Here is a 25,807-nt window from a genome sequence, read left to right as displayed (position 1 = left end):
CGGCGGCCGCGGGTGCCCCGCCGGGCTGGGCGCCCGTGGCGGCCCCGCCCGGCCCGGTCGCCTACCGGGCCGCGAGCGCGTCCGCGAGCTCCCCCAGCTTCAGGGAGTTGGCGCCCTTGACGAGCACCACGTCCCCCGCCCGGAGGTCGTACCGCTCCAGCCACTCCCCGGCCTCGGCCCTGTCCGCGACCACCTGACCGCCGGGCCCGTACTCGCCCGCGAGCGCGTGCGCCTCCGCCCGGCCCACCGCGACCAGCACGTCGATGCCCAGCGACGCGGCGAGCGCGCCGACCCTGCGGTGCTCCCGCTCCGAGCTGTCACCGAGTTCGCGCATCTCCCCCAGCAGGGCGATCGTGCGTCCGCCGCTCCCCCGGCCCAGGTGCGCCAGCGCGCGCAGCGCCGCGCTCGTGGAGTCGGTGTTGGCGTTGTAGGCGTCGTTGACCACCGTCACCCCGTCGGGGCGTTCGGTGACGCGCATCCGCCCCTCCGACACCGGCACCGCCGCGGTGAGCGCCCTGCCGACCTGGTCGACGTCCATCCCCGCCGCCCCGGCCACCGCGGCGGCGGCGAGCGCGTTGGGCACCTGGTGCTCCCCCACCACCTGAAGGCGGACCGGGGCCTGCCCGGCCGGGGTGTGCAGGGCGAACGAGGCCCTGCCCTGCCCGTCGAGGGCGACGTCGGTGGCGTACACGTCGGCGCCGCGCTCCACCCCGAAGGTGACCACCTCGGCCTTCGTTCGCGCGGACATCGCGGCCACCCGCGCATCGTCGGCGTTGAGCACGGCCACGCCGCCCTCGGCCGCGGAGGGCAGCGCCTCGACCAGTTCGCCCTTGGCCCTCGCGGTCATGTCCGGGCCGCCGAACTCCCCGGCGTGCGCGGTGCCGACGTTGAGCACGGCCCCGATCCGGGGCGGGGTGATACCGGTGAGGTAGGCGATGTGCCCTTGACCGCGGGCGCCCATCTCCACCACCAGGTGGCGGGTGTCGGCGGTGGCCTCCAGGGCGGTGAGCGGTAGGCCGATCTCGTTGTTGAACGACCCCTGCGTGAAGACGGTGGCTCCGGCGCGGTCGAGGACCTGGGCGATGAGGTCCTTGGTGGAGGTCTTGCCGGAGGAACCGGTCACCGCGATCACGTCCAGTTCCGCCAGCGCCTCGACGTGGGCGCGGGCCCAGGCGCCCAGTGCGGCGAGGGGGTCCTCGACCACCACGGCGGGCAGGCCGAGCGGGCGGGCGGCGAGCACCGCGACTGCCCCGTCCTCGACGGCGGACGGGGCGAAGTCGTGTCCGTCGCGGCCCTGTCCGGGCAGTGCGACGAACAGGTCCCCGGGGATCGCCTCGCGGGAGTCGAAGGCGACCCCGGTCACCTGGGTCTCGGGATCGGCGTCGGTGACCTGGCCACCGGTGGCGGCGGCGATCTGGGCGAGGGACAAGGGCTGCACGTGACCTCCGGAATACGCTCGGGGTGAGGGTTCGACCGTACCGAGGAAGGCCAGGCGAGACCGTGATTTCGGGGCAGAACGCGGCCACCGGTTAGCACGGACCCGGGGCGCGGCCCGCCCCGCCGACCGGGCCCGTGCGCGCCACCCCGCCCGCCCGCCCGGGGACGGCGGGTGCGGCGGCCCGTGCCTAGGACCGGCCCGCCGGTTCCCGGACCGGTGAGCCGGTGGAGGCGGCGTCGCGGCCCACGGCGCGCACCCCGAAGGCGACCGCCACCAGGCAGGCCAGGCACACCGCGGCCACCGCCGACAGCGACACCGTGTAGGGCGCGACCGGCAGCAGCACGGCCAGGAGGGTGGGCAGCAGGAAACCGGTGTAGGCCAGGGAGTAGTAGACCCCGGTCAGACCGGCCAGGTCCCGGGGCGGGGCCACGGCCTGGACGTGGAGCAGCCCCGCCACGACACAGATCCCGTAGGCCGCGCCCAGGACCACGGCCACCAGCAGCGCCGGGACGGGGTGGGCCAGCAGGGCCGCGACCACGGCCAGGACCATTCCCGCCGACATCAGGGACAGGCCCACCACCAGGGCGCGCCCGCCGGTGCGCCGGTCGATCCAGGGCACGAGGTTCTGCACCGCCGCGCCCGCGCCCAGGGTGAGCACCGTCAGGGCGGTGGCGTACAGCGTGGTCCAGTCCCCCAACCGGTCCTGGGAGATCGCGGGCATGATCGCGTAGGCCACGCCGGAGGCGGCGAACACCCAGGGGGCGGCCGGGAGCACCAGGCGGGTGAACCGGCGGTGCCCGGCGGACGGGACGCGCAGGTCGCGCCACCACGCCTGGGCGGTGCGCCGCTCCCGGGGCAGCGACTCCGGTGCCGTGGCCGCCACGACCAGGGCCGCGGTGCCGAGCGCCGCGTGCACCAGGTAGGGGGTCAGCGCCGGGGCCGGTCCCCACTGGGCGAGCAGGCCGGTCACCGCGGCGCCGACACCGAAGCCCAGGGTGAGGGTCAGGGAGGGTCGGCGCGCCCCCGCCGTGGCCCCCGCCCGGTGGTCGAAGGGCGGCGCGGACAGCTCCTTCATCCAGCTCGTGCCCACGGACATGGCCACCCCCACCCCGGCTCCGGCCAGGGCCCGGCCCGCGCACAGCAGTCCGAAGAAGGGCAGCCCGGCGGCCAGCAGGGCGCTGCCGAACAGGGCCAGGACCATCCCGGCCAGAAGTACCGGTCTGCGGCCGTGCCGGTCCGACAGGGCCGAGGCGAGCAGCAGGCCGGGGACGAGACCGGCGACGTACATGCCCAGCAGCAGGTTGGCCTGCCACACGGCGTAGCCGCCGAGATGCTCGTACAGGTGCAGCAGCGGGGTGAAGTGGTTGCCGCCCCAGGCCATGAGGAACACCGCCGGGACGGTCCTGAGCCAGGGCGCCCCCGCGCGCGTACGGGTGCTCACGGGCGGCCCCCGTCGGTGAAGTGGCCGTACTCGATGTGGGAGCGCACCAGCGCGGAGAACCCCTCCACGTCCCCGGCCAGGGCGCGCGCGGTCAGCCCCTCGTGCTCGCGCAGGAAGGTCTCCAGCCGGGGCGGGTTCTCGGTGACGGCGAGGTAGGTCAGCCGGGCCCAGCGCGGCCCGAGGGTGTCGAGCAGCTCGGCCACGACGTGGTTGCCCCCGCTCTGGATGACGCGGGCGTGGAAGGCGTAGTCGGCCCCGGCGAAGTCCAGGACGTCGTGGGACTCCAGCGCGGCGCGCTGACGGGCCAGGATCACCTCCAGGTCGGCCGCCAGTCCGGTCTCCGGTCCGGTAGCCGGTCCGTCCTCCTGGCCGGTCCTCGGCCCGCCCTCCTGGTCGGTCGCCGTTCGGCTCCCCCGCCCCGGGTCCGCGGCCAGGGTGCGCACGGCCTCGACCTCCAGCATCGCGCGCAGCGCGAGCAGGTCCCGGCGCTCCCGCGGGGTGGCCTCGGAGACGATCGCGCCCTTCTTGGGCAGCAGGCGCACCAGTCCCCAGGAGTGGAGGCGGAGCATGGCCTCCCGGGCGGGGGTGCGGCTGGCGCCGTGGGCGGCGGCCAGGTCGGTCTCGGTGAGCAGGGTTCCGGCGGGATGCCGTCGTTCGATGACGGCGCGCGCGGTGTCGGCGGCCAGGCGGTGGCTCAGGGGCGATCGGTCGTCGGGGCGCTCCCAGGGGAGCGCGGGCAGGGTGGACATGGACCCAGGGTAGGTGATGCATGCATTGATGTATGCATCAGAGGGTTCGGGCCGGGTGGAGCCGGAACGCGGCGGCTCTCACCTGCGCTCCGGCGTCCGCGCGGCTTCCGGGCCGGAGGCGACGGGAGGGGGCGCGGCGGCCGGAGCACGGCGCCCGGCACGCACCCCGTTGGCGATGACCAGGACCTCGGCCAGCTCGTGGGTGAGGATGACCGCCGCCAGGCCCAGCACCCCGAACGCCGACAACGGGATGAGGAGCAGCAGGATCGCCCCCGACAACAGCAGGCTCTGGAGCATGACCCGCCGGGCCCGACGGGCGTGGGCCAGGGCCCGGGGCAGCGCCCGCAGGTCCTCGCCCATGAGGGCGACGTCGGCGGTCTCGATCGCGACGTCGGTGCCCATGGCGCCCATGGCAACCCCGGTGTCGGCGGTGGCCAGGGCGGGGGCGTCGTTGACGCCGTCGCCGACCATCGCCACCGGTCCGTGGCGGCGCAGAGCGCTGACCAGGGCCGACTTGTCCTCGGGGCGCAGGTCGGCGTGGACCTCGTCGACGCCGACCCGGGCCGCCAGGGCGCGGGCGGTGCGCTCGTTGTCGCCGGTGAGCATCACGGTGCGCACGCCCATGCGGTGCAGGGCGGCGACCGCCTCGGCGGCCTCGCCGCGCAGCTCGTCGCGGATCGCGACGGCGCCGACCAGGCGGCCGTCGGCCTCGACCAGGACGGTGGTGGCGCCCTCCTCCTGGAGTCGGGCCACCTCCGGTGCCAGCGGCCCGGGGTCGACGTAGCCGGGGCGGCCGAGCCGCAGGGGTGTGCCGTCGGCCGAGGTGCCGACCAGGCCGCTCCCGGTCACCGCCTCCACGTCCCGGGCGGGTACGGGGTCGGGGTGGGCGGCCAGGATCGCGGCGGCCAGCGGGTGTTCGCTGCGCGCCTCCAGCGCGGCGGCCGGGGCCAGGACCTCCTCGCGGGTGTGCCCGTGCGCGGGCACCACGGCCACCACGGCGGGCGCGTTGCGGGTGAGGGTGCCGGTCTTGTCCAGGGCGACCACCCGCACCGTCGCGAACGCCTCCAGGGCGGCCCCGCCCTTGACCAGCACGCCCGACCGGCTCGCCGCGCCGATCGCGGCGACCACGGTGACCGGGACGGCGATGGCGAAGGCGCACGGGGAGGCGGCCACCAGCACCACCAGGGCGCGCTCGACCCACACTCCCGGGTCGCCGAACAGCGAACCGGCGGTGGCGATCAGGGCCGCGGCGACGAGGATGCCCGGAACCAGGGGGCGGGCGATCCGGGCGGCCAGGCGCTGGGCTGCGCCCTTGCGCGCCTGCTCGCGTTCGACGATGTGCACGACGCGGGACAGGGAGTTGTCGGCCACCCGGGCGCTGGCCTCGACCTCCAGGGCGCCGCCGCCGTTGACGGTCCCGGCGAACACCTCGGTCCCCTCGACGGCCTCGGCGGGGACGGACTCACCGGTGACGGTGGAGGTGTCCACGGTGGAGCGGCCCGCGCGGACGACGCCGTCAGTGGCGATCCGCTCGCCGGGCCGGACCAGGAGCAGGTCCCCGACGACGAGTTCGGCGGGGTCCACGGCGGCCTCGCGGCCGTCGCGCAGCACGGTGGCCCTGGGCGGGACCAGGTCGAGCAGGGCGCGCAGGCCGTGGCGGGTGCGGGCCACGGCGTGGTCCTCCAGGGCCTCGGCCAGGGAGAACAGGAAGGCGAGCATGGCGGCCTCGCCCACCTCGCCGAGCAGGACGGCTCCGGCCATGGCCACGGTCATCAGCGTGCCCACGCCCAGCTTTCCACGGACGAGGGCGCGCAGGGTGCCGGGGACGAAGGTCCGCCCGCCCGCCACGATCGCCCCCGCGAACAGCGCGGTCGGCACGATGGGGACCTGGGCGAGCCACTGCGCGATCAGCCCGGACAGCCACAGGGCACCCGCCAGGCCCGCCCACCGGACGGTGGCCGAGTCCCACCACGCGCCCGGTTTCTCCTCCGGCCCCGGGGCGTCCGCGCCGCAGGTGGGGTCGCCGCAGCCGTCGGCGTCGGCGTCGGCGTCGGCCTCCGCCCCGGCACCGGCGTGACCGCCGCCGGGACCGTCGTCGGAAGCACCGTCGGCGGTGACCGCCCGGGGTCGCCCGCGGGCGTCACCGCCCGAGCAGCAGGAGCAGGTGACCGAGGCGGGGGCCCGGGGCACGGGTGTCAGGTTCAGTGTCGGGCGGTCCCGGCGGGGCTCGGGCGCCCCGTCGTCGCCGCAGCACAGGTCGGACACGGGTCAGCCCTCTCTCACGGCGGGTTCGGGGTCGGGCAGCAGCAGTGCCAGCAGGGCGTGTCCCGCGTCGGTAAGGCGGTACATGACGAGCTTGCCCTCGCGCCGGGAGGAGGCCAGGCCGGCGGTGCGCAGCTGGCGTACGTGGTGGGAGACGAGGTTCTGCGAGGCGAAGCAGACCCAGGCCAGGTCGCACACGCACAGTTCGTCGCCGACCGCCAGCGCGCGGGCGACGCGCAGCCGGGTGGGGTCGGCCAGGGCCCGGGCCCGGTCGGCGGCGGACCGGACGTCCCCGTCGGCGGGCACGCGGGCGCGGACGGCCTCGGCTTGGGGCAGGTCGAGGCAGAGGAGTTCACAGGAGTCGGAGGACATACCAACAAACTAACGCTCGTTGATATGTTGTGACAACAGGGAACCCCGACCTGGCCCGGAGCGCCCCTCCCGGCGGCGCCGGCGCGGGGCGGCGGCCGGGCGGCCGGAGCGCCCCGACCCCCTCCTCGACCCCGGTGAGGCCCCTCGGAGGGCGACGGGGCCGAGCGCGGCCGGACTCCGGAGAGTTCCCGGACGCCGAGCCGGAGCCGGGCACGCGGGGACGCGCGTTCGGGCACCGGTTTCCCCATGGGTGGCAAACAGTCGTCGGGGGATGTGACAGGCCCTCCCAGGAGCAGGGTCCGGACGCCTACCGTGGTCGGACGGTGGGTACCCGGGGAGCACCGGGGCCAGAGCGAGCGGCAGAGCCCGTGAGGGGGCTCCGGAGCAGAGGGGACAGCGAAGCCTGAGGGGGCGCCGTAGCCCGAGGGAGCGCTGGGGCCGGAGGGGACAGCGGAGCCCGAGGGAGCGCCGGGGCCCACCGCACGGCACACGAACACGAGGGGGAACCGTGCGCGGTGTAGTGATGTACCAACCCGGAGACGTGCGGGTCGAGGAGCGCGAGGACCCGAGGATCATCGAGCCCACCGACGCGGTCATCCGGATCTCCGCGACCTGTGTCTGCGGGTCGGACCTGTGGCCCTACCGGGGCGTGGAACCAGCCGACCACCAGGTCATGGGGCACGAGTACGTCGGCGTGGTCGAGGAGACCGGCGCGGACGTGCGCGAGATCGGGGTCGGCGACTTCGTCGTCGGCTCGTTCGTCATCTCCGACAACACCTGCGAGATCTGCCGGGCGGGCTACCAGTCCAGGTGCGTGCACGCCTCCTTCGTGGCCCAGGCGATCGGCACCCAGGCGGAGCGGGCCCGCATCCCCTACGCGGACGGCACCCTGGTCGCCACGCCGGGGCAGCCGGAACCGGAGCTGATCCCCTCGCTGCTGGCCGCGTCCGACGTCCTGGGCACCGGCTGGTTCGCCGCCGACGCCGCCCAGGCGGGCCCGGGCCGGACCGTGGCGGTCGTCGGGGACGGGGCGGTGGGCCTCATGGGGGTGCTGGCCGCCCGCCAGCTCGGCGCGGAGCGCGTCATCGCGATGTCGCGCCACGCGGACCGGCAGGAGCTCGCCCGCTTCTACGGGGCCACGGACGTCGTCGCCGAGCGCGGCGACGAGGGCGTGGAGAGGGTCCGGGAGCTGACGGGCGGGCTCGGCGCGCACGCGGTAATCGAGGCGGTCGGCACGCAGGAGTCGATGATGCAGGCCATCCGCTCGGCCCGCCCCGGGGGCCACGTGGGCTACGTCGGCGTCTCGCACGACGTGCGACTGCCCGGCGACGAGCTCTTCTTCAGCACCGTGCACCTGCACGGCGGCCCCGCCCCGGTGCGCCGGTTCCTGCCCGATCTGATCCGGCGGATCTGGGACCGCGAGATCGACCCGGGCAGGGTCTTCGACCTGACCCTGCCCCTGGAGGAGGCCGCCGAGGGCTACCGGGCGATGGACGAGCGGCGCGCGGTCAAGACCCTCCTGACGGTGTGACCCCGCCCGGAGGGCCCGGCGCGCCGGCCGGGGTGCGGGCGGACGAATCCGGCCGGACCCCGGCCGGTCGAAGAACCCGGCGCGCCGGTCGGCCGCTCCCCCGCCTCCGGGGCGGCCGATCAGCCGGAGGAGCGTCAGCGCCCTTTCAGGGCCGGTCGGGCAGGTCCACGCCGGTGCCGCCGCGCCCGCCGTCGGCCTCCGCGCGGGTGGCGGCGAGGGTGCCCAGCAGGGCGAAGGCGTCCGCCGAGGGGGTGCCGGGTTCGACGGTGTAGGTGACGATCCACAACCGTTCCTCACCGGCCGGTTCGAACACGTCGAAGGTGACCTCGACCAGGCCGACGTCGGGGTGGCGGAAGGCCTTGGTGCCGGTGCGGTGACTGTGGACGTTGTGGCGGGCCCAGTCCCGGGCGAAGACGCCGCTGCGCGCCGACAGCTCCCCGATCAGCGCGGTGAGCTCGCCATCCAGCGGGTTGCGTCCGGCCTCCAGGCGCATCATCGCGGCGGTGGTGCGCCTGGCCAGGGGCCAGTCGACGTAGTAGTCGCGGGCGCGGGGGTCCAGGAAGATGAACCGCGCCGTGTTGGGCGTGCGCCGTTCGGTGTCGAAGTGCGGCGCGTACAGGGCCCGGCCCAGGCGGTTGGCGGCCACCAGGTCCTGGCGGGCGTTGTGCACGACGGCGGGCGTGTCCATCGCGTCCAGCATCCGCTGCACCGAGGGCCGCACGGCCGGGACCGGCGGCTCGGCGGGGCGGGCGCGGGCGCCGGAGGCGGCGCGCGCGAGGTCGAACAGGTGGGCGCGCTCGACCTCGTCCAGCATCAGGGCCCGGGAGACCGCCTCCAGCACGCTGTCGGAGGCGCCGCCGATGTTGCCGCGCTCCAGGCGGGTGTAGTAGTCGATGCTCACCCCGGCGAGCATCGCGACCTCCTCGCGGCGCAGCCCGGGCACCCGGCGGTCGTCCCCGTAGGCCGGAATCCCCGCCTGCTCAGGTGTCACACGCGCTCGTCTGGTGACCAGGAACTCGCGCACGGTCTTCTTGTCCATAACACCAGGCTAGGCAGGACCCGCCGGAAAGCGGCAGGCCCTGCCAGACCCCCTCAGACGGAGGTCCAGCGGGGTCCGGCCGCCGGTCAGTGGAAGAAACCGGCCACGCCCCGGCCCGCCGCGGCGGCGGTCCTGCACCATTCCATGCAGGACTCGGCGGCGCTCAGGACGGAGGGGTCGAGCGCGGCCCTGCCCTCGTCGGTGGCGGCCTCCCACTGTTCGAGGGCCTTTCGGCACTCGGTGAGGCTCCACTCGCCGTAGCCCGGCAGGTCTTCGGGCGCCGGGATCGGCGAGGGGGCGCCGCCGAAGCCGAACTCCTCGACGCCGACCGCGGTCACGCCCAGTGCGTTCAGGCCCGCGTCGACCGTCTCCAGCCACCCGGACCTCATCGGGGAGAAGTCGTTGTTGAACAGGGCGCGGCCGTGGAACTCGCAGATCCACTTGTACGCGTAGCCGTACATGGTGCCGTGCCGGTCGTCGAAGGGGCCTCCCTCGATGACCGCGCGGATCGCGTCGCGGATGCCGGGACCGCCCGCGTCGACGACGTGGTCGAACTGGGCGTCGAAGTGGGCCAGGTGCTGCTTGAACCGGCCGCCGATCATGCGGCGCAGCTTGTCGTCCCCCGACCCGACGGAGCCGTGCAGGACGTCGAGGTCGACCACGTAGGTCGTCAGCGCGTAACTCATGGCGGGACGCTATCGGCGGCCGAGGACACCGGCTGCCGCAGGATGGTGCGCAGCCTGTCCGGCGCGACCCGGCGGAAGTCGCTGAGGTAGATCTCGTGGTGCCTGCCGACCATGCGCAGCCCGTTGCCGGGGACGAACTCGTGGTGCATCCGCCGGAGCACGTCCGCCTCGTCGTCGAAGGAGCCGACGTGCAGCGTCTGCACGCAGCGGCCCTCGGACAGCGTCTCCATGCGGACGTCGCCGAGGCGCGCGGGTCCGTTCTTCGCGGCGACCTGCTCCACGGCGGCGGCGAACATGTCCTGGTCGATCCAGTCCGGGACCATGATCATCATCGTCCAGTCCCACCGCGACTTGTCGCGCGCCGCCGTGAAGGCGTCCATGTCCTCGGCCCACCACAGGCCCTCCAGGGGCATGACCACGTAGTCGCGCCCGAGGTCGCGCTTGCTGGCGAACTTGAGCTTGTAAGCCACCGGGTAGAGCGCCTCGACCGCCTCGGTGAAGGCCGGTGAGGTGTTGGGGTCGCCGTGGCCGTCGACCATGAGGTAGCTCAGGTCCGGCACGTGCGTGATCCGGAACTGGTTCCGCCGCGCCCGGTAGGCGTCAAGGGTTCTCTTGAAGTCGGTCTTGTCCGTCATCGGGCACCTGGACTCGGCTGGCGAGCCACGACCTTTCCGCCTCCAGGAGGCTCAGTGAGTACGAGAACACCTCGCGCGCCGCGAGCGCGGAGGGCGCCTGCGCCCGCTCGGCCGCCCTGACCGCGGCGATGCGCTCCTCCACCCCGGCCAGCCGGGCGCGCAGCGCGTCGGAGTACTCGCGTTCGGAGAGCAGGGGCAGGTTGGCGACGCCCGCCAGCAGCGGGTGCGCCACCGGCCGTGGTCGCCGGATGAGGTCGAGCGCGCCGTCCCGCGCCGCCCGCCTTCCGGCGCCGGTGGCGTGGAACACCCGGCGCGACTTCGCGGCGGCGGGGGCCTGCGGGACGTGGACCAGGCCCCGCTTCTCCAGTTTGGCGAGCAGGTAGTAGATCGAGGAGAAGCCGATGTCGGTCCACTGGCGGACGCCGCGCAGCTCGATGGCCTGTTCCAGGTCGTAGCCGTGTCGGGGGCGCTCGATGACCAGGCCCAGGACGGTGAGTTCGGCGGGTGTCAGCTCCACGCACGTATTCTAGTACTGGAATAAAACGCCGGGGAACCCCTCTCCGAAGAGTTCTCCTTACTCGGGACGCGTGGCGGCCCTCCGGCCGCCGGGGCCCGCCGGGTGGGGACGGGACCGCGTCCTCCGCGCAACGGACGCACCCGCGCGGAGGGACGCGGAAGAGCCCTCTCAGCGGCTGTTCGCCTCGCGCACCCAGCGGTGCGTCAGAAGACGGTCAGCGTGACGGCGCCTGCGGTTGCCGGCTTTGACGTACTGCTGCCACTCCGCGGTGCATCCGCGCCTCTGGCACCCGGAACAGCATCCGTGGCCCATCGGGACCGAATCGGGGTGCGCCCACCGGCACCGCGTGTCGGGAGTCGCACGCGTCGGCTCCGGCGGCAGGTCGCAGGGTCCGTGGCTGTGGTCGTGCAGCGCCACCGCTCCGTGTTCGCGCTGGCGCACCCACAGCGGTTTGGTCTTGTCCGTACGGGACATCTCGTTCCTTCCGGAACCCGCCGCCCTCTCCCGGACCCTCCGGGCGGGCGGCTAGGTCAACATCCCCATCACGACCACCTCCTCGTACGGCGTTCACGGAACGGACCACACACCCTAGGACATCCGGACCCGCGGCGACAGTCCGGTCCCGGAGGCCGGTCCCAGGACATGCGCTGACCGGCGGTCACGTCCGTGGGCGCACCGCCGAAGCGGGCCGCGGGGAGTTCCGCGGGAGATCCAGGCGCCCTCGGCCGCGATGATCCGGGCGGTGGCGTTCGACCCGGCGCCGCCGCGGCCCGGGACCCGGTCCACGGGGAGGCGCCCGGCGCGGGGCCCGGCTTTCGCCGGGAGTGCCGTGCCCCTCCCCGCCACCGGCGCGCACGGAACGTAGCCTTGTGGTCACTTCGTCTACGGGAGGACCTCGTGCCCCAGCCGTCACAGCAGCAGACCCCGCCCGGCCGCACCGACGCCATGGACCCCAGACCCGACCACGGTGAGGAGTCCTACCGGGGGTCGGGGCGGCTCGACGGGAAGGCCGCCGTCATCACCGGTGCCGACAGCGGCATCGGGCGGGCGGTGGCCATCGCCTTCGCCCGCGAGGGCGCCGACGTGCTCATCGGCTACCTGGACGAGCACGACGACGCGCGGGAGACCGAGCGCTGGGTGCGCGAGGCGGGCCGCAGGGCCGTCCTGTTCCCCGGGGACCTGGCGGACCCGGGCCGGTGCCGCGCCCTCGTCGGGAAGGCGGTGGAGGAGTTCGGCCGGGTGGACGTCCTGGTCAGCAACGCCGCCTTCCAGATGACCCACGAGACTCTGGAGGAGATCCCCGACGAGGAGTGGGACCACACCCTGGCCGTCAACCTCAGCGCGTTCTTCCACCTCGCCAAGGCCGCCGTGCCGCACATGCGGCCCGGCTCCTCGATCATCGCGAGCACGTCGGTCAACTCCGACGCCCCGCCGCCCACCCTGCTGCCCTACAACGCCACCAAGGCGGGCATCGCCAACATGGCCGCCACGCTGGCCCAGATGCTGGCGCCCGAGGGCATCCGGGCCAACTCCGTGGCGCCGGGACCGATCTGGACCCCGCTGATCCCCTCGACCATGCCGCCCGAGCAGGTGGAGGACTTCGGCTCCCAGGTACCGCTGGGCCGCGCCGGGCAGCCGTCCGAGCTGGCACCGGTGTACGTGATGCTGGCGTCGGACGAGTCCAGCTACGTCTCCGGCGCCCGCATCGCGGTCACCGGCGGCAAACCGGTCCTGTGACGGGGACGGCCGTGGACTGGTACCCGCTGAGGGTGAGCGCTCCGGCCCGGCAGTTGGTGTTCGGCGGCCACGCCATCGCCCGCCACCTGGGCCGGGAGGGGCTGCCCGACTGGGCGATCGCGGAGACCTGGGAGGTCAGCGACGTCGACGGGAACGGCAGCACGGTACTCGACGGGCCCCTCGCCGGACGGTCCCTGCGCGAGCTCGTGGCGCGGTGGCCGGAGGGGTTGGTGGGCGAGGGCTGGTCCGGGGAGGTCTTCCCGGTGCTGACCAAGTTCATCGACGCCTCCGGGACGCTGCCGGTGCACCTGCACGCCGACGACGCCACCGCCCGGCGGCTGGAGGGGCAGTCCAACGGCAAGACCGAGGCCTGGCACATCCTCGACGCGCCTCCCGGCGCCACCGCGCTGTGCGGGATCAGGAGCGGGGTGTCCGGGGAGGAGCTCCACCGGGCGCTGCTCGACCAGGACTTCGACGCCGTGCTGCGCCGCCTGCCGGTGCGGCCCGGCGAGACGGTCTACGTCCCGGGCGGCACGGTGCACAGCTTCGGCCCCCGGACCCTGGTCTACGAGATCGAGCAGACCTCCGACGTCCAGCAGCACGCGATGCGCTGGGAGATGGAGGACGGCTCACCGGTCCCGGACGGGCGGTGGCGCGCGAACCTGGAGGCGCTGATGGCCCAGGTCCGGCCGGAGCACAGGCCCGACTTCCACCCGGGGCTGAGGATCGGGGTCGGCGACGGCGTGGAGCGGGTGTTCTGCTGCGCCGGGCCGCACTTCGCGCTCGAACGCTGGCACGCGGGCACCGCCGAGCCCCTGCGCCACACGTTCGCCACCGCGCAGGTCCTGACCAACGTCGGGGCGCCCGTGCGGGTGCGCTGCGGCGACTGGCGCGGGGAGCTGGGCCGGGCCCGGACGCTGCTGCTGCCCGCCGCGGTGGGCGGGGTGGAGGTCGAGGGCCCGGCCGACGTGCTGTTCGGCTACCTGCCCGACCTGGATCGCGACGTGGTCGCCCCCCTGGCCGCCGCCGGTTATCCCCGTGAGGTCGTCGCCGCCCTCGGCGAGGGCCTGTGAGCCCGCGGACCGGCCCGGCCCCCGCCGCCGCGGTGGGGGCCGGGCCCGCCGGTCGGCCCGCGGACCGCTCCCGCGGCACCGCCCGTCAGCCGCCGGTGCGGGGAACCGTCACCACCCACAGGAAGTCGCCCGCGTCCGAGGCGGCCTCGAACGTGTGCCCGGAACCGCTCCCGATCCGCGCTGACTCGGCCTCGCCCACGACAGGTCGCCCGAAGCCGACCGGACGCGGAGGCGGCCACGCAGCACGTGCGTCATGGAGTCGGGGGCGCCCGCCGCCGGAGCCGCCCGGTAGCCGTCGTCCCCGGCGATGTGCCACTTCCACAGCTCGACCGACACCTGGGGCGTCTCAGTCGCCTTGAGGAGGTAGGCCCAGCTCCCGTTCGGGGTCGACCAGACCTCGACCCCGTCGGGCGGGGGATCCGGGAGCAGTCCGACGAGCACCGGGAACGTCATCCCGAGCGCGGAGGCGATCCGGTCGACCGTCGCGAGGCTGGGGTTGGCCTGGCCGAGTTCGATCTGGGTGAGCATGCGTCGGCTGGCCCCGCTGAGTTCGGCGAGCCCCGCGACGCTCAGCCCCGCCTCCGACCGCAGTGAGCGGATGCGCCCGCCCACGAGGACGGCCACCTCCGGTCGTATCCGCTCGGCCACGCGTCCTCGCTCGGCAGTTCCGTCGACGGTCACATCGGTGAGCGCTATATTGCCCATCGTCTGCCTTGTTCGGCCCCGGGGCCGACCCCCACCGCGTGCGAACGCGAGGATGCGAGGCCCTGATGGCACGGACCCAGGCGAGGCCGCCCGGGCGGGACACCGGCGCGCCGCGCTCCCGGCTCGACGTCGTGCGCTGGCAGGTCGGGTACGGGATGTTCGGCGTGCCCCAGGCCGCCGCCCCCATCGCCTTCGCCCTGCTCGCCCTCCCCATCACCGGCACGGCCGAGTCCGGCGCGGCGCTGGTCTTCGCCATGACCGCCGCGCAGGTGCTCGGCGCCGTCCCCGTGTCCCGTATGGGCCGCCGGTTCAACGGCGCCCACTACCTGCGCGCGCTCATCGCCGTCCGAACGCTCGCGCTCGCCGCCGTCACCGTGCTGGCGGCGGCGCAGGCCCCCTTCGGGCTGCTCCTGGTCGCGGTCACCGCGGCGGGGGCCGTCAACGGCGCCGCGTACGGCTACCAGCGGCTCCTGCTCAACCACCTCGTGGAACCGTCCGGGCTCCCCCGAGCGCTGGGCGTGGCCGCGACGCTGAACGAGGTCGGCTTCGCGCTGTCCCCCGTGCTCGCCTCGGTGCTCGGCGCCGTCTCGCCCGTCTGGGCCATGGCGGCGGTCACCGCGCTGGGCGTGGGCCCGCTGCTCCTGATGCCGCACGTCCCCGGAGCCCGCGGGCCGCAGGGCCGCGAAGCGCCCCGCGTACGGACGCCGGTACCCCGCGCGGTGCTCCTGTGGCTGTTCTGCGCGACCGCGAGCGCGGGGGCGGTCGCGGCCGTCGAGGTCGGAGCGGTCTCCTTCGCGCTGTCCTTCGGACTCGAACCGGGCTGGGCCTTCCTGTTCGCCCTCGTGCTGTGCGCGGGCTCGGTCGCGGGCGGGGTCTGGGTGAGCGTGCGCAACCGCACGCCCGCCCCCTGGCAGGTCGTCGCCTTCCTGGCGGCGACCACCGCGGGCTCCGGGCTGGTCCTGGTCGGCGGGCACCTCTCCCTGACGCTCACCGGCGCGGCCGTCATCGGGCTCTTCCTGCCGATGCTGGGCACGTTCTACTCGCTCGCCCTGGACGGGCTCGCGCCGCCGGACCGCCGCGCGGAGATGTTCGCGCTCCTACGCACCGCGAGTTCGCTCGGCATCATCGCCGTGAGCGGCCTGCTCGCCCTCCTCGGCCTGCGGGCCGCCCTCGTCGGCAGCTTCGCGCTCCTGCTGGTGGCGTCCTCCCTCGCGGTGGCGCACCGCGCGCACTCCCGCCGCGCCCCGGCCCCGCCGACCGCGCCCGACGGAGTGTGAGGCCACCGCCGCCGGGCCCGGAGCGACCGGCTTACTCCTTCTGACCTCCTGACAGCGCGGGGCTGCCGTACGTCCCGCGCCGCGCGGACCGGCAGCACGTCCGCCCCACGGCCGCCGGGGGCGCGGCAGCCCGTGCGCGGCTCCGGGGAAATCACCCCCGCCGGGAACTCCCCCGCCCTCCGGGACGACCCGAACAGGAGGAAACCATCACGATCGGCGCGCCCCGCACCGGCCGGGGAGCACCGCGGTGCCACCGGAACGGTCGCGCCGACAACGAGGAGAGCGGCCACATGGGACAGGAAGACAGCGCACCCCCGCAGGACGGGACGCGCGCGGAGCCCGGACGGCGCGGCACCTGGGCGGCGCTGCGCCCCCTGGTGCTGCGCCTGCATTTCTACGCGGGGGTCCTCGTCGCCCCCTTCGTCCTGGTCGCCGCCGTGTCGGGTCTGCTGTACGTGTGGACGCCCCAGATCGAGCAGGCGGTCTACGCCGAGCAGCTGCGGGTGGAGCCCTCCGGCGAACCGATCCCGCTCCACGCACAGGTGCGCGTCGCCCAGGAGGAGCTGCCGGGAGCCGAACTCGACGCGGTGCGACCGGCCACCGGCGCGGAGGACTCCACCCGGGTGCTGTTCGACGTGCCGGGGCTGGAGGCCAGCCACAGGATGACGGTGTTCGTGGACCCCTACGGCGGCGAGGTGCTCGGGGTGATGGAGACCTACGGCACCAGCGGCGCCCTCCCGGCCCGCACGTGGGTCGACACCCTGCACCGCAGCCTGCATTTGGGCGACGTCGGACGCCTGTACAGCGAGCTGGCGGCGAGCTGGATGTGGGTGGTCGCCCTGGGCGGCGTCGTCCTGTGGGCGGCGCGCAACCGGCGCCCGCGCGCGGGCCTGCGGCGCCTGCTGCTGCCCGGCGCAGGCACCTCCGGGGGGCGGTCCAGGTCGGTCTCCGTGCACGGGGCCACCGGGCTGTGGCTGCTGGTGGGCCTGCTGTTCCTGTCGGCGACGGGGATGACGTGGTCGCAGTACGCCGGAGCCAACATCAGCGACCTGCGCGAGCGGCTGGACTGGAGCACCCCCGCGGTGTCCACGGAGGCGCCGGTGGCCTCGCCCGGGGTGGACGCGGGCGTGGACGCCGTCCTGGCCAGCGCGCGCGAGGCGGGCCTGGACGGCCCCGTCGAGGTGGCCCTGCCTGAGGACCACACCTCCCCCTACGTGGTGAGCCAGATCGACCGGAGCTGGCCGACGCGGGTGGACTCGGCCGCCGTCGCCCCGGACACCGCCGAGGTCACCGACGTGGTCCGCTTCGCCGACTACCCGGTCATGGCCAAGCTGAGCCGGTGGGGGATCGACGCCCACATGGGTGTGCTGTTCGGCGTGCCGAACCAGCTGGTGCTGTCCGCCCTGGCCGCGGGACTGGTCGCCGTCATCGTGCTGGGGTACCGCATGTGGTGGCAGCGGCGCCCCACCCGGTCCCGCGCCCTGGGCGTGGGGCGCCCCTACCCGCGCGGCTCCTTCGCGGCCCTTCCCCCGCTGTCCAAGGTCGCGGTGGTGGCCGTCCTGGCCCTGGTCGGCTGGGCGGTGCCACTGCTGGGGGCCTCGCTGCTGGTGTTCCTGGTCGTGGACGCCGTCCTCGGGTGGCGGGCCCGGTCACGTGCCCCGGGGGGCTCCGCGCCGGGCGGTCGGGCTCCGGGCAGCGGCGGGCAGGCCGGGCCCGAGTCCGCGGGCGCGCCCCCGTCCGGGGCGCGGAGCCTGTGACGGGCGGCCGCGGGACCGCCTGACCCGTGGACCGGGGGTCCGGGGCCGGGGGGCGGTCGCCGCGCCGGGCGGCCGCCCCCCGGACCGGCACGGAGCGACGGGCTCAGTGGTGGTGGTCGTGCCCGGAGCCGCTCTCCCCGCTCCGCGCGGTCATCGGCTCCACCGGAACGGTGACCTCCACCTCCTCCTCGCTGGCGAAGGAGAGGGTGACGGTGACCTCGTCCCCGACGACCGGGGCCTCGGGCAGGTCGTTGACCATGACGTGGTAGCCGCCCTCGACCAGGGTGGTCGCTCCCCCGGCCGGAACCGGGATCTCCTCCACGACCCGCATGCGCGCGGCTCCGGAGTCGGCGGTCTCGGTGCTGCACAGGTCGGCGTCCTCGGAGGCGTCGGTGGACACGCCCGTGACGGCGTCGTCGGACTCCCCCGAGTTGGACACGCGCAGGTAGACCACCCCCACCTCCGGGTTGGCCGGTTCGGGCATCCAGGCGTCCGACACCAGCAGGTGCCCGGCCTCGGCGCGGCCCCGTTCGCTCGCGGGGGCGGCGGAGGCCGGTTCCCCGGAGCCGCCCTGCCCGCCCCCGCACGCGGTGACGCACAGCAGCACCCCCAGGGCCGCCGGTGCGGCGCGGCGTGCGAGACGTCGTCTGTCAGCCCGTGTACGCGGCATGGTCCTCACTTACCTCTTCCTCCCCTGCGTCGGGTCGGGCTCCGCTGCCGGGCCCGACCGTGATGTCGTCGCGGGAACCGCTCCGGTTCCCGGGCACCCCGGTCTCACAGCAGGGTGTGCGCCACATGCGGCTCCCCCTCCCGCAGCGGCGGCACCGCGAACAGGGCGCTGCCCTCGTGCCTGACGTAGGCGCCGAGCGCGTCCCCGCCCTCGTCGAGGTTGCGCTGCACGGCCGTGAACCCGGTGCGCGGATCGGCCTGCCAGGCGGTGAAGAGCAGGCCCGCCTGCCTGCGGCCGTCGGCGTCCCAGCCCAGGTCGTAGCTGAAGCCCCGGCGCAGCATCCGCGCCCCCAGCGTGCTCTCGGGGCTGGCGAGCCTGATGTGGGCGTCACGGGCGATGACCGGCTCCCCCGCGCCGTCCCGGGCCGACAGGTCGGGCCGGTCGTGCTCGCGGTCCCCGCCCAGGGGCGCGCCGTCGGACAGGCGGCGTCCGATGACGTCCTCGCGTCGTCGGGTCTCCAGGGCGAACCAGTCGTCCAGCAGCATGCGGATGCGCCGCACGACCAGGTAGGACCCCCCGTCCATCCACGCCAGGGAGGGTTCGGTGTGGGAGGCCAGGACCTGGGTGGCGAACAGGGCCTCGTCGGGGCGCGGGTTGACCGTCCCGTCGACCTGGCCCATGAGGTTGCGCGGTGTGGCGGCGGGGTCGGCGGCGGCCGCGGCCGACCGCTGGAAGGCGGCCAGGGACCAGCGGACCCCGACCCGGCCCCAGGCCGCGCGCAGCAGGTGGTCGACCGCGGAGCTGAGGACCAGGGGGTCCTCGGCTCCCACGTGCAGCATGAGATCGCCGCCGCACCAGGCGGGGTCGAGGTGGTCGGAGTCGAAGGCGGGCAGGTCCTCCATGTGCGGCGGGCGCCGGTCGGCCAGACCCGCGCGTTCCAGCAGGGAGGGGCCGATACCGAGGGTGACCCCCAGCGAGGCGGGGTGCAGGCCCTGGGAGGGCGCGCCCTCCCCGAGGGCGGCCGGTCCCCGCTCGTGCAGGGATCGGGCCTCACGGCTCCAGGTCCCGAGGACCTCGCGGGCGGCCCCGCGCACGTCCGCCGCCTCCCGGGCGTCCACGTCCACGGCCACCACCCGCACGTGCGCGGGCGCGGGCGTCAGCAGCGCGGGAGGGCGTCCCTCCCGCGGACCGCCCCGGGAGCGGGCGGCGGTCAGGGCGAGGGCGGCCCGTTCCTCCGCGGCCGCGGCGGCGGAGGCGTACCCCGTCAGCCCTCCGGTGCCGATTCCGGCGATCCCCGCCGCCCCCGCGGCGGTGAGCAGGCCGCGCCGGGAGAACCGGGGCGGCTGGTGCGCGTCCCCCGTCACAGCAGCGCGTCCCTGAGCTCGGGCAGGAGTTCGGCGATCTGGTCCGCCTCGGTGCCCTCGTCGAACATGCCCGCCGCTCTCCCGTCGGGGAGCAGGACGACGATCCGGCCTCCGTGGGAGACCAGGTACTCGCCCTCGGTCTCCCGGGGAGCCTCGACCGGGATGCCGTAGTCCGCGGCGGCGTCGACCGTGGCGTCGATGTCCCCGCGCACCCCCTGGAAGGCGGGGTCGAAGCGGTCCAGCCACGAGCGCAGTTGTTCGTCGGTGTCGCGCTCGGGGTCGGTGCTGACCATGACGACGTCGTAGTCCCCGGCCTCCTCCCCCGCCTGGTCGAGGGCCAGGTTGATCTCGGCCATGGTCATCGGGCACACGTCCGGGCAGCTGGTGTAGCCGAAGAAGAGCAGGGTGAGGCGGTCGTCGGCGACGTCGGTGAAGGTCCAGGGCTCGCCCTCGACCGTGGCCAGCCGGACGGTGGAGGCGGCCATCGGCTCGTCGGACAGGTCCAGGAAGTACTCCGTCTCGGCCAGGGTGTCGGCCGGGTCCGCGGCGCAGGAGGTGACCAGGGCCAGGGAGGCCGCCGCGGCCAGCGCACCGCGCGCTGTGCGGGAGAGGGGTGATCGGGTCATCGTGTGTCTCCGTAAGTCGTTGAACGGCCCGGAGGGGCCGGATGTGGTTCTGCGTGGGTGGGACGTCGGAGGAGTGGCCGTCCGGCCCTCCCCGGCTCCCCGGCCTCGCTGACCGGACGGTCTCGCCGGGCACGGGCAGCGGGTCGCGGCGCACGCGCGCAGCACACGGCACGCGGGAGCCCCGCGCCGTGGGCGCGTGGGACCCTGGAGCGCGCGGAAGGCGGCGCGGGGTCCGTCCGGGCGCACCGCGGAAGGCGGATCAGCGCGGCCGCGTCACCGGGGCCCGGGCGTGCCGGTCGGCAAACGCCCGCGGAGGGCGGCGCGAAGCGGCCGGAGCACGGGAGAGGAACCCGGCCAGGGGCGCGGGCGGAGGATCACGGCGCGCACGACGGCTCCGCGCGCCGGGAGCGGGCGGTGCGGACGGTGCGACGGCCGGAAGGGCGCCGAAGGCTCAGGCGGCGCCGAGCGGGACGGGCGGACCCCGTAGGACCCGGGTGTGGCGCAGGTAGGGAAGGAGCGACGGCGGGCGCTCGTCGCTCCACCGACCGGGGCCGACCGCCCGGACGGGCGGCACGGAGCCCCAGCCCAGGATCAGCAGGAGCGGGAGAAGGGTGAGCGCCATGAAGCGCAGGAACGCGAAGAGCGCGTTCTCCCCCCGGTGCAGCCACCACGCGCTGACCAGCGCGGCCAGCACGTGGACGGCGATCATCTGCCAGCCCGACAGGGCGGAGTGGGCGACCGCGTCGGCGGAGTGGGCGCCGTGCGCGGTCCGGCCCCGCCCGGTGTTCTGGGTGTAGCTGAAGGCCACGTGGAGGGCGAGCTGCCCCCACAGCATCCAGCCGACGAGCATCGCCGGGCCGTAGCGGCGTCCGGCGGCGGCCCAGGACACCCCGAGGACGGCCGCGCAGCCCAGCAGGAGGCCCGCGAGGGGGACGTCGTGGCCGGAGCCGAGGGCGTGGCCGTGCGCGGACACGCTCGCGCACACCAGGGTGAACACCCCGGTGCGCAACGGACGGCACGGCTGGCTCTCTGACATCTCCCGCATATCGTCTCACCCCCCTCACGCACCGCCGGAGCGGGATGGCCCCGGCCTCGCGGGGGACGGGCGCGCGGCGGCGGACACGGCGCGGAGGCGCCGCCGGGTTCAGCGGTCGAGGGCGTCGACGAAGCGGGAGGCTTCGGCCTCGGTCATCCCGGTCTCGCGGGAGACCGTCGTGACGGCGTCGGCCGCACGGTCCTGAGCGAGCAGCTCCCGGGCCCGGTCGGCGAGGCTCTGACCGGGCGGGGGCTCGACCGGGATCCAGTGGCCCTGCTCGACGGCGTCGACGACGTGCTTGGCCTCGGCCAGTCCCGCGCCGGTGCGCTCGCGCACGAGCTTGATCGCCTCGATCTTGCGGTCCGCCCGCACGAGGGCCTGTGCCTCGTCGACCGTGCCCTGGTCGACCGGCCTTCTCATGGGCTCGGGGCTGAGGAGACGTTCGAAGAAACCGGCCATGGTCGGTGCTGCCTTCCCAGGAGTGCGGAACGGGGCGTCCGCCCCGGCCCCGTAGTGTACGGCGGGCCGCGGGCGTCCACTCCCCGGGCGGGGCCCGCCCACCCCCGGCCCCAACCGTGGTCGGCGTCCGGGTGGGGAGGTGTCGGCGGCCCTCGGGGGCGGTGGGTGTGCACGGCACGAGTTCCTCCTCGTCCGGGGCGACCACGACGAGGCACCCGGCGGCGTCGAGACGGTGCGGATACCCCTTTTGCCGGTCGCTGGTTCTAGCCAGAGACGCCTACGGGAAGGCTCGCCCCGGTCGGGCCCGTCCAAGGCCCGACCGGGCGGCCCGGCGACGACGGGAGGGCACGCGGTCATGGCCCAGTGCGTCCGGGCCCCGCGCTCCTGAGCCCGACCGACCGTTCCGTGCCCAGGAGCCAGGAGGAAGAGTTGACCACGACCGGACCCGACCGCACCGACACCGCCGACTTCGCCAACGCCGACCGGGGGCTGATCGCCCGGCTCGAACCGGGGCGGATCACGAACGCCGAGGGCCGCGTGGTGTGGGACGCCGACGCCTACGCCTTCCTCGACGGGCCCTGCCCCGACACCGCCAACCCCAGCCTGTGGCGGCAGTCCCGGCTGTGCTCGCGCCAGGGGCTGTACGAGGTCACCGAGGGCGTCTACCAGATCCGCGGGTTCGACCTGTCCAACATGACCCTCGTGGAGGGCGACACCGGCGTCATCGTCATCGACCCCCTGGTGTCGGCGGAACCCGCCGCGGCCGGGCTGGAGCTGTACCGCAGGCACCGGGGCGACCGCCCGGTCACCGGGGTGGTCTACACCCACTCCCACATCGACCACTTCGGCGGCGTCGGCGGGGTCACCGACGGGAACGTGCCGATCCTGGCACCGGCCGGGTTCATGGAGCACGCGGTGTCGGAGAACGTCTACGCCGGTGTCGCGATGGGACGGCGGGGCGTCTTCCACACCGGTGTCCTCCTGCCCAAGGGCCCCGACGGGCAGATCGGCGACGGCCTCGGCCAGAGCACCTCCAGCGGCACGGTGACGCTCCTGGAACCCAACCGGGACATCACCCGCACCGGCCAGGAGGAGGTCGTGGACGGGGTGCGGATGGTCTTCCAGATGACGCCCGGCACCGAGGCGCCCTCGGAGATGAACTTCCACTTCCCCGGGTACCGGGCCCTGTGCATGGCCGAGAACGCCACCCGCAACCTGCACAACCTGCTCACCCTGCGCGGCGCGCTGGTGCGCGACGCCCGGGTCTGGTCGCGCTACCTCAACGAGGCGGTCGAGCTGTTCGGGCGCGACTCCGACGTGGTGTTCGCCTCGCACCACTGGCCGACCTGGGGCGGCGGGGAGGTCGTCCGCTTCCTGTCCCAGCAGCGCGACCTGTACGCCTACCTCCACGACCAGACGCTGCGCATGGTCAACCGCGGCATGGTGGGGTCGGAGATCGCCGAGGAGATCCGGATGCCGCCCGGGCTGGAGCGGGAGTGGCACACCCACGGCTACTACGGTTCGGTCAGCCACAACGTCAAGGCGATCTACCAGCGCTACATGGGCTGGTTCGACGGCAACCCCGCCCACCTGTGGGAGCACCCGCCGGCGGAGGAGGCCAGACGCTACGTCGACTGCATGGGCGGTGTGGAGGAGGTGGTGGCCAAGGCCGGGAGGTACCGCGACGAGGGGGACCTGCGCTTCGCCGCCACCCTGCTCGACCACGCGGTGTACGCCCGCCCCGACCACACCGGGGCCAGGGAGGCGCTGGCCGGGGTGTACGAGCGGCTGGGCCACGGGGCCGAGTGCGGCACCTGGCGCAACTTCTACCTCCAGGGCGCGCGGGAGCTGCGGGGAGCGCCGGGAGCCCAACCGCTCGCCATCGGCGGGGGCATGACCTCGGCGCTCACCGTGGAACAGCTCTTCGACTCCCTGGCCATCCGGATCGACGGCCCCCGGGCCTGGGACCACCGCTTCACCGTGGACTGGGTGTTCACCGACCTGGACACGACCCACCGCACCAAACTGTCCAACGGGGCGCTCATCTCCTGGGAGTCCCCCGGCGGCGGTGGCGCCGACCTGACCGTCACGCTCACCAAGCCCGAACTCCTGGGCCTGGTCGCGGGCGGGGGCTCCGAGGACCTGGACACCTCGGGCGACGCGTCACTGCTCACCACGCTGTTCGGCCTGCTGGAGGAGCCGGACCCGGAGTTCAACATCGTCACACCCCGGGAGACCCGGGCCGGCGCTCCGCGCCCCCGCCGGGAGGCCGCGGGCGGGGACTGAACCCGCTCACGCCGGGGTCGGCGGCCCGGCGAGCAGGTCGGCGGCACCGCGCTCGCGCAGTTCCCCGGCGACCCCGGCCCTGGCCAGGTGGCTGCCGCGCGAGCCCACCCGCACCGTCCGCGTCATCGGCCCCGCCCCGCTCCGGAAGGCGCCGTGTGCTCCGGGGGCAGGCCGAGGCGGCCGCCTCGGCGCGCGAGGACGCGCACGTCCGCGGTGCCGCGGTCCCGTTCCTGCCTCGGTGTGGTCGGCGGTGTGTTCACGCGGGCCCTTCCGTGTCCGGGGACGGTCGAGGCGGGTACGCACGCCATGCAACCACGGACACCGGCGGGCCCGCGGCCGTTTCGCGATTGCCGTTCCGGCGGGGCTGGCCGACAGAGGTGGGATGGGGCTGGTCGGCGGAGGGGGGACGCTCCCGCGGCCGGTCGGTACCGGGGCGGCAGGCACCCCACCGGCGGCGGGTCGTACCGGTACGTACCGCGCCGACCGGCACGGAGCCCCCCCGGCGCGGACAGGCGGTAAACCCGGACGGAACCCAGCCGAAAGCACACGGACAAACCCCTCGCATCGCCGCCCCAAAAAGGAATAGCGATCACCAATCCTGCCGCGGGAAAAGCAGAAAGCCGCCCCGGGGTTACGGCCTCGCGAGCCCCGGGAACTCCCGATGTCGCGCATACGCGCCGCGTCGCGCACGACGGTCGGCGCTTCGAACGGGAACCGTGCCCGTTCGACCGCTCTCCGCATCCGGCGGAAACGCGCCCGACGACTGGTCGCCGACCACCGCACCGAAGTCGCGCAAGCCAGGCAGAAACGACAGAGGGGGAACATTGACACAGGACCAGATCCAGGACATCGACGAATTCGTCGAACTGATCGAGAGTTGGTACAGGGATGATTTCGAGGGCTTCGCCACCATGTACGACGCCGCGATCAGGCACGTGAAACCGATCCCCGAGGACGCACCGGAGGAGGTCCGCTACGACTGGCGAGAAAGGACGATCAACGACCTGTGCGACTTCTTCCGCGAATGGGACCAGTGGCGGCCGGGTGTCTCCAGCGGGCTGAACTACATCGAGAAGTTCAGTTGGATCAACTACGAGAACGACTACGGCATGGTCTTCGTCACCTCCGGCCCCGGATGCCGGATGACCGCCCTCTTCACGGAGTTGCAGGGGCGCTACATGGACTCCGAGGCCTCCCTCGGCCTGGCGGAGGAGTGGATGAGGGAGCTCGGGCGAAGGATGGACGACTACGTCGTCCCGGCAGGCGGCTACAAGAACTTCAACGAGTTCTTCGTCCGTGAGGTCAAACAGGGAAAGCGACCGGTCGACGCCCCCGACGACGAATCCGTGGTGGTCGCCCCGGCCGACTGCGTCATCAACATGATCGTCGACGAACTGACCGAGGAGACGCGGATTCCGGTCAAGACGGTCACCATGAACGTCGGGCAGTTGCTCGACGGCTCCGACTACGCCAGCAGGTTCGTCGGCGGCACGGCGGTGTCCTGCATCCTGCTGCCCAAGTCGTATCACCGCTACCACTCCCCCGTCAGGGGGCGCGTGCTGGAATCGCGTGACGACGTCGGCGGCGTCTACTACGGCATGCGCAACTTCCCCGAACTGCTCAACAAGGGCAACGTCGGATACGGGTACGACTACAGCATGTTCGAGTACTTCCGCCGGGGTTATCTCGTCATCGCCACGGGTGAGGACGACAACGGTCTGGTCGGAATGGTCCCCGTCGGACTGAACTCGATCGCCTCCGTCGAGTTCAGGCCGAAATTCGCCAAGGTGACCCCCGAGGAACCCGCCGACGTGGCCAAGGGGGAGGAGATCGGGTGTTTCAAGTACGGCGGTTCGCTGAACATCCTCCTGTTCGAGAAGGGTAGGTTCCCCGCGCTCCAGCTCCTCCAGGGGCAGCGCATCGGGAACTTCGAGGACCCGGAGACGTCGGCGGCGGTCTTCGCCGGCTCCTGGCGCACGCCCTCCCGGCGCCTCGGGTTCTGACCGCGGTCGCCCCGCCCGACGGGGCCCGGCCGCCCTGCGCCAGCGCCGCAGGGCGGCCGTAGCGTTCGCTTTCCAGCCATTGCAACGCCTGAGGCGAGTTTTGTTGCATTAGATTCAGAGCCATTGCAATAATTTCCCTGGATT

General features: G+C 74.4%; 22 protein-coding genes. 7 read left to right on the top strand and 15 right to left on the bottom strand.

What is annotated here, in order from left to right; all coding sequences use genetic code 11:
- Positions 1–61: 61 nt before the first annotated feature.
- From ACSTA4_RS13370 to ACSTA4_RS13350, 5 genes are all read right to left on the bottom strand, one after another.
- Entirely contained in the window at positions 62–1,438 is a 1,377-nt protein-coding gene (locus tag ACSTA4_RS13370; RefSeq protein ID WP_444963816.1) for a UDP-N-acetylmuramoyl-tripeptide--D-alanyl-D-alanine ligase, read from the bottom strand.
- A 187-nt stretch (positions 1,439–1,625) separates the two neighbouring features.
- Positions 1,626–2,879: an MFS transporter gene (locus tag ACSTA4_RS13365; protein WP_444963815.1), complete on the bottom strand. Its 1,254-nt coding sequence runs from the start codon at positions 2,877–2,879 to the stop codon at positions 1,626–1,628.
- Positions 2,876–3,628, bottom strand: coding sequence for a GntR family transcriptional regulator (locus ACSTA4_RS13360; RefSeq protein WP_444963814.1), 753 nt, complete (start codon positions 3,626–3,628; stop codon positions 2,876–2,878). The genes ACSTA4_RS13365 and ACSTA4_RS13360 overlap by 4 nt, the downstream gene beginning before the upstream one ends.
- A gap of 78 nt (positions 3,629–3,706) precedes the next feature.
- Complete coding sequence (locus tag ACSTA4_RS13355) at positions 3,707–5,893, bottom strand: heavy metal translocating P-type ATPase (protein ID WP_444963813.1); 2,187 nt, start codon at positions 5,891–5,893, stop codon at positions 3,707–3,709.
- A 3-nt stretch (positions 5,894–5,896) separates the two neighbouring features.
- Positions 5,897–6,262 carry an ArsR/SmtB family transcription factor gene (locus ACSTA4_RS13350; protein WP_444963812.1) on the bottom strand — a complete coding sequence of 122 codons (366 nt, stop codon included), beginning with the start codon at positions 6,260–6,262 and terminating at the stop codon, positions 5,897–5,899.
- Between the two features lie 508 nt (positions 6,263–6,770).
- Between ACSTA4_RS13350 and ACSTA4_RS13345 the strand changes: the two genes are divergently transcribed.
- Complete coding sequence (locus ACSTA4_RS13345; protein ID WP_444963811.1) at positions 6,771–7,793, top strand: zinc-dependent alcohol dehydrogenase family protein; 1,023 nt, start codon at positions 6,771–6,773, stop codon at positions 7,791–7,793.
- 145 nt (positions 7,794–7,938) lie between these two features.
- Here ACSTA4_RS13345 and ACSTA4_RS13340 read toward each other — a convergent pair whose 3' ends face one another.
- The 4 genes from ACSTA4_RS13340 to ACSTA4_RS13325 form a co-directional block, all read right to left on the bottom strand.
- Positions 7,939–8,832 carry a helix-turn-helix transcriptional regulator gene (locus tag ACSTA4_RS13340; RefSeq protein WP_444963810.1) on the bottom strand — a complete coding sequence of 298 codons (894 nt, stop codon included), beginning with the start codon at positions 8,830–8,832 and terminating at the stop codon, positions 7,939–7,941.
- Between the two features lie 86 nt (positions 8,833–8,918).
- Positions 8,919–9,518 (bottom strand): DUF7691 family protein, encoded by a 600-nt coding sequence (locus ACSTA4_RS13335; RefSeq protein ID WP_444963809.1) that lies wholly within the window; start codon positions 9,516–9,518, stop codon positions 8,919–8,921.
- On the bottom strand, positions 9,515–10,153 hold the full coding sequence (locus tag ACSTA4_RS13330; RefSeq protein ID WP_444963808.1) for a GyrI-like domain-containing protein: 639 nt from the start codon (positions 10,151–10,153) through the stop codon (positions 9,515–9,517). Before ACSTA4_RS13330 ends, ACSTA4_RS13335 begins: the two co-directional genes overlap by 4 nt.
- Entirely contained in the window at positions 10,119–10,670 is a 552-nt protein-coding gene (locus tag ACSTA4_RS13325; protein ID WP_444963807.1) for a PadR family transcriptional regulator, read from the bottom strand. Before ACSTA4_RS13325 ends, ACSTA4_RS13330 begins: the two co-directional genes overlap by 35 nt.
- A gap of 897 nt (positions 10,671–11,567) precedes the next feature.
- Here ACSTA4_RS13325 and ACSTA4_RS13320 point away from each other — a divergent pair.
- Together ACSTA4_RS13320 and ACSTA4_RS13315 are read left to right on the top strand one after the other, a co-directional pair.
- Entirely contained in the window at positions 11,568–12,407 is an 840-nt protein-coding gene (locus tag ACSTA4_RS13320; protein ID WP_444963806.1) for an SDR family oxidoreductase, read from the top strand.
- Positions 12,404–13,480 (top strand): class I mannose-6-phosphate isomerase, encoded by a 1,077-nt coding sequence (locus ACSTA4_RS13315; protein ID WP_444963805.1) that lies wholly within the window; start codon positions 12,404–12,406, stop codon positions 13,478–13,480. The genes ACSTA4_RS13320 and ACSTA4_RS13315 overlap by 4 nt, the downstream gene beginning before the upstream one ends.
- Before the next feature lie 108 nt (positions 13,481–13,588).
- Here the strand turns inward: ACSTA4_RS13315 and ACSTA4_RS13310 are convergent, their stop codons facing one another.
- Entirely contained in the window at positions 13,589–14,185 is a 597-nt protein-coding gene (locus ACSTA4_RS13310; RefSeq protein ID WP_444963804.1) for a helix-turn-helix domain-containing protein, read from the bottom strand.
- A 65-nt stretch (positions 14,186–14,250) separates the two neighbouring features.
- Between ACSTA4_RS13310 and ACSTA4_RS13305 the strand changes: the two genes are divergently transcribed.
- A complete protein-coding gene (locus tag ACSTA4_RS13305; RefSeq protein ID WP_444963803.1) occupies positions 14,251–15,462 on the top strand; it encodes an MFS transporter in 1,212 nt (403 codons plus the stop codon).
- A 290-nt stretch (positions 15,463–15,752) separates the two neighbouring features.
- On the top strand, positions 15,753–17,219 hold the full coding sequence (locus ACSTA4_RS13300; RefSeq protein WP_444963802.1) for a PepSY-associated TM helix domain-containing protein: 1,467 nt from the start codon (positions 15,753–15,755) through the stop codon (positions 17,217–17,219).
- Between the two features lie 103 nt (positions 17,220–17,322).
- On the opposite strand, the gene ACSTA4_RS13295 is transcribed toward ACSTA4_RS13300, so the two are convergent.
- The 5 genes from ACSTA4_RS13295 to ACSTA4_RS13275 all read right to left on the bottom strand — a co-directional run bounded on the left by ACSTA4_RS13295 (position 17,323) and on the right by ACSTA4_RS13275 (position 21,335).
- Positions 17,323–17,889 (bottom strand): copper chaperone PCu(A)C, encoded by a 567-nt coding sequence (locus ACSTA4_RS13295; protein ID WP_444963801.1) that lies wholly within the window; start codon positions 17,887–17,889, stop codon positions 17,323–17,325.
- Positions 17,890–17,993: 104 nt separating this feature from the next.
- Entirely contained in the window at positions 17,994–19,253 is a 1,260-nt protein-coding gene (locus ACSTA4_RS13290) for a Dyp-type peroxidase (protein ID WP_444963800.1), read from the bottom strand.
- A complete protein-coding gene (locus ACSTA4_RS13285; RefSeq protein WP_444963799.1) occupies positions 19,250–19,879 on the bottom strand; it encodes an SCO family protein in 630 nt (209 codons plus the stop codon). Before ACSTA4_RS13285 ends, ACSTA4_RS13290 begins: the two co-directional genes overlap by 4 nt.
- Positions 19,880–20,330: 451 nt before the next feature.
- On the bottom strand, positions 20,331–20,924 hold the full coding sequence (locus ACSTA4_RS13280; RefSeq protein ID WP_444963798.1) for a hypothetical protein: 594 nt from the start codon (positions 20,922–20,924) through the stop codon (positions 20,331–20,333).
- Between the two features lie 99 nt (positions 20,925–21,023).
- On the bottom strand, positions 21,024–21,335 hold the full coding sequence (locus tag ACSTA4_RS13275) for a ribosomal protein L7/L12 (protein ID WP_444963797.1): 312 nt from the start codon (positions 21,333–21,335) through the stop codon (positions 21,024–21,026).
- Positions 21,336–21,803: 468 nt separating this feature from the next.
- On the opposite strand from ACSTA4_RS13275, the gene ACSTA4_RS13270 reads away from it, so the two are divergent.
- On the top strand, positions 21,804–23,660 hold the full coding sequence (locus ACSTA4_RS13270; protein WP_444963796.1) for an alkyl/aryl-sulfatase: 1,857 nt from the start codon (positions 21,804–21,806) through the stop codon (positions 23,658–23,660).
- Between the two features lie 824 nt (positions 23,661–24,484).
- On the top strand, positions 24,485–25,663 hold the full coding sequence (locus ACSTA4_RS13265) for a phosphatidylserine decarboxylase (protein WP_444963795.1): 1,179 nt from the start codon (positions 24,485–24,487) through the stop codon (positions 25,661–25,663).
- The last annotated feature ends 144 nt before the right edge of the window (positions 25,664–25,807 follow it).

This window comes from Nocardiopsis sp. M1B1, assembly GCF_052466615.1.
The sequence above is the reverse complement of the archived record's forward strand: the minus strand, read 5'-3'. Positions and strand labels throughout refer to the sequence as shown.